Below are 12,869 nucleotides of genomic sequence, written 5' to 3' on the forward strand. Positions count from 1 at the left end.
TAAATCATATATTTATTGTTTTTTGGTGTATTTTATTCTTTACATTTTTATGTTGTATGTGTGTTATTTATATTATTTATTTTTTTTAAAATCAATAACTTGATGTTTAAATTTTTCTTGAGAATTATTATTGATTAAACAAATGATCATCATTCGAAATTTACATAAAGAGACTTTTATTAGGCGATTTTCTATACAAAATACAAGGTAAATCCTCTTTAAGATAATAAAAATGCGGACTTTAAAACCTCTCTCTATCATCTATAACCAGAAGTCGGGTTTTCATGCCTCAAAACATGAAGATATGTATGAACAATTAATGACTGTACTCACCGAATTTGGTTTTGAAATACAAGTTTTTGAATTATCGGAAGATGTTTCATTTGATGATTTAATGAATCAAGTGATTCATCGGCATAGTCAAAACGCAAATTTAGGTGTTGTTGTAGCAGCGGGTGGGGACGGGACGTTAAATGCAGTAGCATCAAAACTTCGACACACCAATATCCCTATGGGAATTTTACCTTTGGGGACTTTTAACTACGTCGCTAAAGTTTTAGATATTCCTTTAGATTTGTTAGAGGCTGCTGAAGTCATTGCTACAGGTACACCGCGTTCTGTACATATTGCGACTATTAACGATCATATTTACTTAAATAATGCGAGCCTAGGCCTTTATCCATTGTTTATAAAAAAACGTGAGCTCTACAATAAATACTTAGGACGTTTACCGTTACATGCCTATACCTCAGCTTTAGATGTTTTATTAAGAGAAAATAAATCTTTGAAGCTCTCCGTCACAGTTGATGGAAAAAAATATCCAGTCAAAACCCCACTAATTTTCTTTGGTAATAATCAACTGCAACTATGTGATATGAAATTAAGAATTGCTGATTGTGCTGCACAGGGAAGAGTCGCTGGAGTGGTCATTACAAAAAGTGATAGGCTTAGTTTATTAAATATGCTTTGGCAATGGATTCAGGGAAAGGTTGAAGAGACAAAAGATGTTTATAGTTTTTGTGCTGATCATGTCATTGTTGAATGTGCAAAAAAATCAAAACTTACTGTAGCTTTAGATGGTGAAATTTTAGAGATGAAAACACCACTAAATTTCACTGTAGAAAAGAATGCTTTAAATATTATGGTGCCCAATGTTATTACATCTGTCTGATTTGCATTTTGGAACAGAAATTGAGGCCTGTTTAGATGCAATTCGGCTTTTTTGTACCGAACATAGACCTGAAGTTATTGTTGTGAGTGGAGATATCACTCAGCGAGCCAGATATCAACAGTTTTATAATTGTCGTCAGTTTTTAGATAGTCTTAATATTCCTTATCTTGTTGTGCCTGGTAATCACGATATTCCGTTGTACCATATCTGGAACCGTTTTTTCTCACCATTTACTCGCTATCAATATTTTTTTGGCCAGCTTGAACCAACTTTAGAAACTGAACATTTCTATATTGTTGGCGTAAACAGTATACGCCGCCGTTATCATACGCGTGGACATATTTCGATTGAGCAAATTCAAACTACATATGAGCGATTACAGCAGGGGCCAGAGAATAAAATCAAATTAGTTGTTTTTCATCAGCCTTTTTATACCCCGCCTGATGATGAGCATGGTATTAAAGATTGTCCCGTATTAGGGAAAATGGCTCTCGAAAAATGGAGTAAGACAGGGCTATTTGGTATGTTACATGGGCATCTTCATAAAACAGCCGTATATGATTTAACGCAAATTTATCAATTAGGAATAGATCACCCTATTTATGATATTCATGCAGGAACAGCGACATCTAGCCGCTTGCATTATCATGTTCCGAATAGTTTTAATGTCATTTCAAATGAAGGAAGAATTAATCATTATTGGTTTAATTATGATTTAAAGATTTTTCAATTAATTTAATTTATAAAAATTCTATAAGACATTTAACTTAAGAGTAGATTGATAAAATTTTATCCATTACAATGCCTAAGCTTTAAATTCTATATATGGGGAATAGGAAAACATTTTAAATGTTTTATCATTTTAAAAATAATATTAATGGATACATAAAAATTTTTAACTATATAAAAAGCCATGTTTTTAACTAGCTATAATAAGGGTTTTAGTCTTTTGTGAAATTTAATAATATTTTATAAATGAGTATCTATTGACTTAATATTTTAGAAAAACTTAATAATATTTAAAATTTCATGGTGGATAAATGGTACAAGTATCATTAATGGCAAATAATGCTTCAAAAAATAATACAGTTGATATTGATGTAGGCCAGACAAAAACTATTGTAGTAGATCCTAAAGAAATCGCAAAAATCGATATAAGCCCAGAAAAAATTGCCTCAATAACAAGAGAGGGAAATAATGCAATTATTCATCTAAAAGATGGAACTGAAATTATTTTAGAAAACTATTTTATTAGCGAAAACCCGCAAATTCTTTTAAATGAAGGGCAGAGTTACTGGACTGCCAGTTTAGGTGAAGATGCTACTGGACAGACTACTGTTAATTATTTAGAAGTAAAAGATGCACCAAAACTTATAGACTCTTCATCTTCTAACCCTCTCTGGACTGGGGTGGTCAGTGCTTTAGCGGGCGCAGGAACAATTGCTTTACTGTCACGGAAAGATCCTAAAGACACGACCCCTCCTGAGCCAGGTAATTTGATTCTCAAAAATCTTTTAGACTCAGGCACCTCAACAACCGACCAGATCACTCAAGATAAAAACTTCAATTTAAAGATTGAGGGGCAAGAAAGTGGCAGCAGGGTAACGTATTTGGTCTCTACCGATGATGGTAAGACGTGGCAAGAAACAACAGTAACTCAAAAAGATTTAGTAGATGGAAGTTATCTTTACAAAGCTGTAGTAACAGACCGAGCTGGAAATACATCGGAAACTACTATACAAAAAGTGGTTGTGGATACAACAGTACCGAAAGCAGGTGAACTGACTTTATCTGATTTGAGCGATACAGGTATTTCAGCAACTGATCAAATTACACAAGATAAAAACTTCACTTTAAAGATTGAGGGACAGGAAAGTGGAAGTCGAGTAACGTATTTTGTCTCTACCGATGATGGTAAGACTTGGCAAGAAACAACAGTAACTCAAAAAGATTTAGTGGATGGAAGTTATCTTTACAAAGCTGTAGTAACAGATCGAGCTGGAAATGCATCGGAAACTGCTATACAAAAAGTGGTTGTGGATACAACAGCGCCGCAAGCAGGTGAACTGACTTTATCTGATTTAAGTGATACAGGTGTTTCGGCAACTGATCAGATTACGCAAGATAAAAACTTCAATTTAAAGCTTGAAGGACAGGAAAGTGGCAGCCAAGTAACGTATTTAGTTTCTATCGATAATGGTAAAACTTGGCAGGAAACAACGGTTACTCAAAAAGATTTGGCTGATGGTGTTTATCAATTTAAAGCTGTAGTAACCGACGTTGCAGGCAACATATCTGAAACCAGTGTGCAAAAAGTGGTTGTGGATACAACAGCGCCGCAAGCAGGTGAATTGACTTTAGCTGCTTTGGCTGATACGGGCATTTCAGCAACTAATCAAATTACGCAAGATAAAACTTTTGATTTAAAGATTAGCGGACAAGAAGTAAATAGCCAAATCATTTACTGGATATCTAAAGATGAAGGAAAGACTTGGCAGGAAACAACGGTTACTCAAAAAGATTTGGCTGATGGTGTTTATCAATTTAAAGCTGTAGTAACCGACGTTGCAGGCAACATATCTGAAACCAGTGTGCAAAAAGTCGTTGTGGATACAACAGCGCCGCAAGCAGGTGAACTGACTTTATCTGATTTGAGCGATACAGGTGTTTCAACAACAGATCAGATTACGCAAGATAAAACTTTTGATTTAAAGATTAACGGACAAGAAGTAAATAGCCAAATTACTTACTGGATATCGAAAGATGATGGTAAGACGTGGCAGGAAACCACAGTAGCTCAAAAAGATTTAACCGATGGTGTTTACCAATATAAAGCTATAGTTACAGACGTTGCAGGCAATACCTCAGAAACCGCTATACAAAAAGTCGTTGTCGATACAACAGCGCCGCAAGCAGGTGAATTAACTTTATCTGATTTGACTGATACGGGTATATCAGCAACGGATTGGATTACGCAAGATAATAATTTTACTTTGAAGCTAACTCAACCAATTGTGATCGGCGAACAAGCTGCTTTACTAGACCACTATGAAATTTCGAAAGATGAAGGAAAAACTTGGAAGGAAACAACAGCTGAACAAAAAGATTTAGCTGATGGTATTTATCTCTATAAAGCCGTAGTAACGGATCTTGCAGGCAATACCTCAGAAACCGCTGGACAAAAAGTGATTGTAGATAATTCCTTAAATGTTGAAGCAATTGCAGTAACTGTAAAGCCGATTACTGAAGACAATACAATAAGTCTAGTTGAAAAAGATCAAGTTATTTCTATAAGACTGGACGTAGATAATCTACCAACAGATTTAAATAGCTCACTGACTTCAATAAATACGATATTAAATGATGTTATTTATAACTTTCATTTTGATGAGCTAACCCAAGAATGGGTTGCTGAAATTCCAGCAGAGTTCTTGTGGTCAGAAGAATCGCAAACTAATATATCAATTGATATTAGCCTTACTGATCAAGCTGGCAATACAGCGATTATTAAACAGATTCAAAATTATAATGTAGATCATACTCCGAATTCGCCAACTCTAGATTCACTAACTTTCAACAATATAGATGGAGCTATCATTTCAGGTAGTGGTTATAAAGGAAGCAAGATTGATATCTACAATAAAAATGGTGATTGGCTTGCAAGTACAATAACTAATGATGAGGGTAAATTTACTCTACAAGACCTTTCAATTAGTTCAAATGAAGAAGTTTATGCAGTTGCTACTTATAATGGATACAGCAGCGAAAATTCATCAATTGGACTAGTTACTGAAGTTCCAGCTCTTAGTATTTTACGAATTAGTCCAGAAGGTGTGATCACTGGTTATGCGACTGAAGGTAGTCATTTTATTGTAAAAGATCAGAATGGAAATATTCTACAAGAGTTTAACTCTATTGCATTTGAGGGCTCAGGTATTACGCCTTTTAGTGTAATGGAATTAGGTGAAGTTAGACCATTTACTTTGTCCCTCGATCAGCCTTTGGAAGAAGGCACTCAAATTATTATCTCTACAGATAAAGATAATGTTTCAGGCCATCCACAATATATTACCGCAGACTATACGCCCGCAGTATTTTTAGAAACTCCACAATTTGATATCAGTGGCGAAACTTTATCAGTACATGTCAATGAACCTAACAGCCTTATTCTTGTGTTTTCCGGAACAGGAAATCTAATCGCTAACGGTGTTACAGATGAACAAGGCTTTGCAAGTTTACCTGTGTTCCAATTTTTAAAAGAAGGTGAGTCGGTTACCGTACAAGTAGTAGATAAAAATCAAAATACGAGTGAAGTCCTAATCGAAGTTCCAAACTTTGCTTATATTCCACATGTTGAACGTATTACACAAGAAGGCTTAATTTCTGGGTTTGCTGAAGATAATAGTACGGTAATTGTGCGTGATGCTGACGGTAATGAATTAGGAAAGGTTACATTAGGTGATGACAATAGTTGGAATGAATTTAGTCATTTTAGCTTGAGTGTAAACCGACCTTTAATTGATGGAGAGCAAATTTCCGTTCAAATTATTGATAATAAAGGTCTAATAAGCCCTGAACAGAAGATTATTGTAGATCTGACTCCTCCACCTGTTCCAACAGATTTAAATTTCAACGATGCTGGTGATTTAGTTTATGGTCATGCAGAACCTTTCTCTGAAATTTTGGTTAAAGATGGACAAGGAAACATTCTTAATAAATGGTTTTGGAATAACTGGACCGACGAGAGTGGAAGTTTCTCGATAGAATTAGGTATGTTTTTAACCAATGCTGAGACAGTTTATGTTACGGCTACAGATGTAAATGGAAATGTAAGTTTAGCTGCTCAGATACAGGCGCCTAACTATGCTTTTGCCCCCCATGTAGATAGCTTTACTTCGGACGGAGTGATAAGTGGGCAAGCTGAAAATAATAGTACTCTCATTGTTAAAGATGCCAAAGGTGAAATCTTAGCCGAAATTAAAGTCGGTGAAGATAACGGTTGGAATGGATCAAGTTATTTTAAACTCCAGCTTGACCGTCCTCTTGTTGATGGTGAGCAGTTGTTCTTATCAATTAAGGATGCTCGTGGACAAATAAGCACCGATACTGTAATTACCGCTGATACAGTTCCTCCCACACCAGCCAGTAATTTAGTTTTCTCAGAAGATGGTTCATATCTTACGGGTGTAGCAGAACTGAATACTACGATTCAGGTTTTTGATCATAATGGTCAGCTAGTGAATATATGGAATAATACCGTCAATTCGGACGGTACATTTACTGTTTTCTTAGGTAGCAATAATTTACATGGAGAGGCATTCACGGTCACTGTTAAAGACCAAGCCGGAAATGTGAGTGAAGCTGTTTCAATTAAAGCTCCACTTGATGATATTGCACCGGATCCAATTAAAAATATTTTACTTGATGCAAACGGTCAAAACTTTACAGCACAAGCAGAAGCAAATAGTCAGATTGAAGTTTTTGATTCATTAGGTAATCAGACGGGTTGGGGTTCTACAGATAGTGCTGGTAATGTCTCAGGCTTTTTCAATCAAATCTATTTACATGGTGAAGAACTTACTTTTGTTGTCATAGATCGAGTTGGTAACCGTAGTATCGAATTTAAGCAAAATGCTTTAATTGACACCATTGCACCAAATCCGATTGCAAATATCATCTTCAATGAAGATGGCCAAAGCTTTACAGCTCAGGCAGAAGCTGGAAGCTCTATTGAAATATTAGATCAGGCTGGAAATAAGATTACTACTAGTTATACCGATAGCTTAGGTAATGTATTTGGTTATTTCCCGCAAGTTTACTTACATGGTGAGGAACTTACTTTTGTTGTAGTTGACCGAGCGGGTAACCGTAGTGCAGAGGTCAAGCAGAGTGCTTTGAATGACGATGCCGCGCCAAATCCGATTGAAAATATTGTATTAGATATCAATGGTCAGAACTTTACAGCTCACGCTGAAGCAAATAGCCAGATTGAAATTAAAAATACCAATGGTGACATTATTGGTTATGGATCAGCAGATAGCACAGGCAATGTTTCAGGATATTTGTATCAAGTACATTTACATGGTGAAGAGCTCACTTTTGTTGTAGTAGATCGAGCTGGTAACCGTAGTACAGAAGTTAAGCAAAATGCTTTAACTGATGATGTAGCACCAAATCCAATTGAAAATATTGTATTAGATCTCAATGGTCAAAACTTTACAGCACAAGCCGAAGCAAATACTCAAGTTGAAGTTAAAAATGCTGCAGGTGAGATCATCGGTTCAGGTTATGTAGATGGCGCTGGTAATGTGTCAGGTTATTTATATCAAGTCTATTTACATGGAGAAGAACTCACTTTTGTTGTCGTTGACCGAGCTGGTAACCGTAGTACAGAAGTTAAGCAAAACGCTTTAACTGATGATATTGCACCAAATCCAATTGAAAATATTTTACTTGATGCGAACGGACAGAACTTTACAGCTCAGGCAGAAGCAAACACTCAAATTGAAGTCAAAAATGCTGCTGGTGAAGTCATAGGTTCTGGTTCAACCGATAGCATGGGTAATGCTTCTGGTTACTTATATCAGGTTCATTTACATGGAGAAGAACTCACTTTTGTTGTAGTTGACAAAGCGGGGAACTGCAGTGCAGAGGTCAAGCAGAATGCCTTGATTGATGACATTGCCCCGAACGCGATTGAAAACATCATTTTCAATGAAAATGGTCAGAACTTTACAGCGCAAGCAGAAGTAAATACTCAAGTTGAAGTTAAAAATGCTGCAGGTGAGCTTGTAGGTTCTGGTTATGTAGATAGTGCTGGTAATGTCTCAGGATACTTGAATCAAGTTTATTTAAAAGGTGAGGAGCTCACTTTTGTTGTGATTGATCAAGCTGGTAATCGTAGCGTTGAAGTAAAACAAGCAGCCTTTCTTGATAATACGGCACCAGAAAATGCGACTAATTTAGTATTTAGCGAAGATGGTTCATATCTAACTGGTATGGCTGAGCCAAATGCTACGATTCAAATATTTGATCATAATGGTCAATTGGTAAATCAGTGGAATAATAATGTTAATTGGGATGGAACATTTAACATTTCTTTAGACAGTAACTACTTGCATGGCGAAGAGTTTAAAGTGGTTGTAGTAGATCGAGCAGGTAATATGAGTGGTGGGGTTACTGTAAAAGCACCGCTTGATGATATTGCTCCTGTGGCTGCAAGTAATCTCATGTTTAGTGAAGATGGTTCCTCCCTTTCTGGTGTAGCTGAGCCAAATACCTTCATCCAGATTTTTGATCAAAATGGTCAGCAGATGAATACGTGGAATCAGAGTGTAAATGCTGATGGTACATTCACTATTTTTTTCGGTACTTACAATTTACATGGTGAAGAGTTCATAGTCACCGTTAAAGATCGAGCTGGAAATGTGAGTGAAGCTGTTTCAGTTAAGGCTCCATTTGATGATATTGCGCCTAATCCGATTAAAAATATTGTACTTGATGCGAACGGTCAAAATTTTACAGCACAAGCGGAAGCAAACAGTCAGATCGAAGTTTTTGACTCATTTGGTAACCAGATAGGTTGGGGCTCTACCGATAGCACTGGTAATGTGACGGGTTACTTCTACCAAGTTTATTTACATGGAGAGGAATTAACTTTCGTTGTCATAGATCGAATGGGTAACCGCAGTGTCGAACTTAAGTTAAATGCTTTGGTGGATACCATTGCGCCAGATCCAATTGAAAACATCATCTTTGACGAAAATGGGCAAAATTTTACGGCACAAGCAGAAGCCAATAGTTTTATTGGTGTCAAAAATGCTGCTGGTGAGTTTGTCGGTTATGGTTATGTCGATAGCACTGGTAATGTGTCAGGTTACTTGAATCAAGTTTATTTAAAAGGTGAGGAACTCACTTTTATTGTTATAGATAAAGCAGGTAATCAAAGTATTGAATTTAAGCAAAATGCTTTAACTGATGATATTGCACCGAATCCAATCGAAAATATTATATTTGATATCAATGGACAGAACTTTACAGCGCAAGCGGAAGCAGATAGTCGAATCGAAGTTAAAAATGCTGTTGGTGAGGTGGTAGGATCTGGTTCAACCGATAACATGGGTAATGTTTCTGGTTACTTCTATCAAGTGTATTTACATGGAGAGGAGCTTACTTTTGTTGTAGTTGATCGAGCTGGTAACCGCAGTACAGAGGTCAAGCAGAATGCCTTAATTGATGATATCTCGCCAAATCCGATTGAAAATATTGTGCTCGACTCAAACGGTCAAAACTTTACGGCGCAAGCAGAAGTAAATACTCGGATTGAAGTCAAAAATGCTGCGGGTGAGGTGATAGGTTCTGGTTATGTAGATGGTGCGGGTAATGTGTCAGGTTATTTTAATCAAGTCTATTTACATGGAGAGGAATTAACTTTCATCGTTGTAGATATAGCAGGTAACCGAAGTATTGAGGTTAAACAAAATGCTTTAATTGATAATGTTGCACCGCCAACTGCTTCAAATATTACGTTAACGTCAGACGGATTGCTTTTTGGTGAGGCTGAGCCAAATGCAACGATTGAAATTATTGATCAATATGGTGCAGTTATCACAACAACTGATGTTGGATATGGTGGGGTCTTTAATCAATGGATCAATTTGAGTCAATACCAGACACAAAATTTAAGTATCGTTGTCAAAGATAAAGCTGGTAACCGCAGTGAAGTTGTTCACGAAATAGTACCCTTATTTACCAACTCACCAATTGCTGCAACAGAGCTAAAATTGGATGTAAATGGCCATATTCTTACAGGTAAGGCGACAGCAGGAATGACGATTGTTGTCACATCTACTGATGGTCAGATCATTAATGGAGAATGGAGCAGTATAGTTAATGAAGATGGTAGTTTTGCTATTAAGTTAAATAGCTATTATCTACATGGACAGACGTTACTAATTCGAGTTTATGACCAGAATACATATCAATACAGCCCAATCACTGAACTTATTGCGCCATTAGACAATATTGCTCCAGTGATTAATGAGGTAGCGATTAGTAACGACGGTCATGAGATAACTGGACATGCTGATTCAAAAGTAATTATTAAAGTAATAGATGCGGATGGAGATTTACGAGCAGAATTTCAAATGGAGGAAGCTGGATATTTCAATGTTGGTATGTATCCACCTGTATTACGTGGAGAGCAATTATTTATCACGGCAACGGATTTAGCTAAAAATATAAGTACGCCATTTAATTTTACTTTTACTGCAGATACTAATGCACCACCATCAGCAGATCATGTTGTTTTATCTGAAAATGGTTTCTTTATTGAGGGAACTGCTACACCAAATAGTGAGATGCATATTTTTGATGTGTATAGTAATTATATTGGCGGTGGTTCTGTAGATGAAACTGGATATTTTAATATCCAGTTATACTCACCTCAGGTGAATGGACAAACTTTACGTGTTGTTGTGGAACATAATGGGTATCAAAGCGCTTACACCGAAATTAAGGCACCCATAGACATCGTTGCGCCAAATGCAGCAACACAACTTGTATTGGAAGAAGGAAATATACTTTCTGGGGAGGCTGAAGCATATTCAACTGTTAATATTTTCGATGCTAATAATAATTTAGTTGGTCAGACTACTGTGGGAAGTAGTGGTACTTTCTGGGTGCAATTATGGTCACAATATTGGCATGGTGAAACATTGACAGTAAAAGTGGTTGATGCCAATCAAAATATAAGTGTGGGCTCAACGATTGTTGCTACGAATGATACAACAGTACCGAATGTAGCCACACAACTTGCCATAAATGGATTGGGAGAGCTCACGGGACATGCAGAAAGTAGAGCTATCCTTGAAGTTATATATCATTTTGCTGATCAAGAATCTTCTGTAACTTCTGTAATAAGTACGACGGTTATGGTTGATGGAACTTTCTCTGTTTATATGTATGAGAATGCAACATCATTTGATCTTACTGTTATTGATCGTGCTGGAAATCGTAGTGAAACTATCAATAAAGCAATTAGTGATTTAACTACAATCACTGTTGATCAGTTTAAAGGTGATTCTGCTGATAATACTTATATAGTTGATCATATAATTGATTTTGTTCAAGAATATATTGTTGAGCCGTATGCAATATATAAAGATGTCTGGATTGATAATAGCTATACATATCCAGAATGGGTCACTGAAGGTCATTACGAACAGATATGGTTTGTTGATGGTTATTATGATTCCCAATTGGTCACAAGTGGTTATTCAACTGTACAAAATGTTTATCAAAATCAGAATGGTATAACTTATATTGATAATGGCATGGCAGATAGTGATTATAGTCGATATGAACAACAATATTATGATTTTGCGAATGGACAATGGCAAGAAGGTTATGAATTGACCTATATACGTTCAGAAGAAGGCTGGGTTGATACTAGTCATTATGAAGACGTTTATGTTGATACAAGTCATTATGAAGATGTTTGGGTAGATACTAGCCACTATCAAGATGTTTTCGTAGAAAGCGGTTATTGGGAGAACCAACTTGTTGAATCAGGCTATCGAGATGTTGATTTTGGTGGACACGATAAAATAATTAGCTCTGTGAGTTATAGTCTGGTTGGATATTCTGATTGGTCGACAGGTCTAGAAAGTGGTCGTTATGTTGAAGACTTGGAGTTGGTTGGTTCTGCTCATCTAAATGCAACAGGCAATGCTTTAGATAATCTTTTAACAGGTAACTCTGGTAATAACGTTTTGAATGGGCGTGAAGGTAACGATACCTATATGACTAATGAAGGTACTGATTCCATACTGTTCCAATTGCTAAATAGCCAAGATGCGACTGGTGGGAATGGACATGATACGGTGTTAGATTTTACTTTAGGTGATGTAAGAACTGATACTCAAGCAGACAAAATCGATTTAAGTGAACTATTAATTGACTATTCTAAAGACGTGAGCACATTAGCGAAATTTATTACTGTAGAGCAAGATGCTGGAAACACGACTATTAGTCTTGACCGAGATGGTGAAGGTACAATGTTTAGTAGTGTTTCATTGATAACTTTAAATCAGGTAAATACAACATTAGATGAATTGTTAAATAACCAGCAACTCTTTGTTTAACATTAATATTTATCTTTATAAAAGAGGCTATGAAAATAGCCTCTTTTATTTTGTGCTTTAAATTTAATAAAAACTCTTCACAACTTGTTAAAAAATGACCAAAAAAGATAAGTTTTTTTTCATTTTCCCCTTGAAGCCTTTTTTTTCATCCCCACAAAAGTGACATCTAAATATTTTGTTATTGCTCTGGATTAAAGCAATAACGATTAATCAAAAAGACTTAGTCTGATGGAGTTAATTATGAGCAACATTCGTCCATTACATGATCGCGTTGTAATTCGTCGCGTAGAAGAAGAAACCAAAACTGCTGGTGGTATTTTACTTCCAGGTTCTGCTGCTGAAAAACCATCTCAAGGTGAAGTAATTGCAGTAGGTAATGGTCAAATCACTGAGAATGGCGTACGTGCTTTGGATGTTAAAGTTGGTGACAAAGTATTGTTTGGTACTTATGCAGGTACAACAGTGAAAGTAAGTGGTGAAGAACTCTTAATCATGAAAGAGTCAGACATTTTAGCTGTGTTGGAAGGCTAATCAATCCATAACTCAATTCATTA

General features: G+C 36.2%; 4 protein-coding genes. All 4 read left to right on the plus strand.

Annotated features, from left to right (window positions below; genetic code table 11):
- The first annotated feature begins 232 nt into the window (after positions 1–232).
- The 4 genes from AOLE_RS04030 to AOLE_RS04045 all read left to right on the plus strand — a co-directional run bounded on the left by AOLE_RS04030 (position 233) and on the right by AOLE_RS04045 (position 12,846).
- A complete protein-coding gene (locus AOLE_RS04030) occupies positions 233–1,171 on the plus strand; it encodes a diacylglycerol/lipid kinase family protein (protein WP_013197004.1) in 939 nt (312 codons plus the stop codon).
- Positions 1,152–1,910: a metallophosphoesterase family protein gene (locus AOLE_RS04035; protein WP_013197005.1), complete on the plus strand. Its 759-nt coding sequence runs from the start codon at positions 1,152–1,154 to the stop codon at positions 1,908–1,910. The genes AOLE_RS04030 and AOLE_RS04035 overlap by 20 nt, the downstream gene beginning before the upstream one ends.
- A 301-nt stretch (positions 1,911–2,211) precedes the next feature.
- Positions 2,212–12,315, plus strand: coding sequence for a biofilm-associated Ig-like repeat protein Blp1 (gene blp1 / locus AOLE_RS04040; protein WP_013197006.1), 10,104 nt, complete (start codon positions 2,212–2,214; stop codon positions 12,313–12,315).
- A gap of 240 nt (positions 12,316–12,555) precedes the next feature.
- Positions 12,556–12,846, plus strand: coding sequence for a co-chaperone GroES (locus AOLE_RS04045; RefSeq protein ID WP_002120604.1), 291 nt, complete (start codon positions 12,556–12,558; stop codon positions 12,844–12,846).
- Positions 12,847–12,869 lie beyond the last annotated feature (23 nt).

This window comes from Acinetobacter oleivorans DR1, assembly GCF_000196795.1.
In the GTDB taxonomy this organism is placed as follows: domain Bacteria; phylum Pseudomonadota; class Gammaproteobacteria; order Pseudomonadales; family Moraxellaceae; genus Acinetobacter; species Acinetobacter oleivorans.

Coding starts and splice junctions, on each gene's coding strand:
- AOLE_RS04030 (WP_013197004.1), top strand. CDS start 233: ATGCGGACTTTAAAACCTCTCTCTATCATCTATAACCAGAAGTCGGGT.
- AOLE_RS04035 (WP_013197005.1), top strand. CDS start 1,152: ATGTTATTACATCTGTCTGATTTGCATTTTGGAACAGAAATTGAGGCC.
- blp1 (WP_013197006.1), top strand. CDS start 2,212: ATGGTACAAGTATCATTAATGGCAAATAATGCTTCAAAAAATAATACA.
- AOLE_RS04045 (WP_002120604.1), top strand. CDS start 12,556: ATGAGCAACATTCGTCCATTACATGATCGCGTTGTAATTCGTCGCGTA.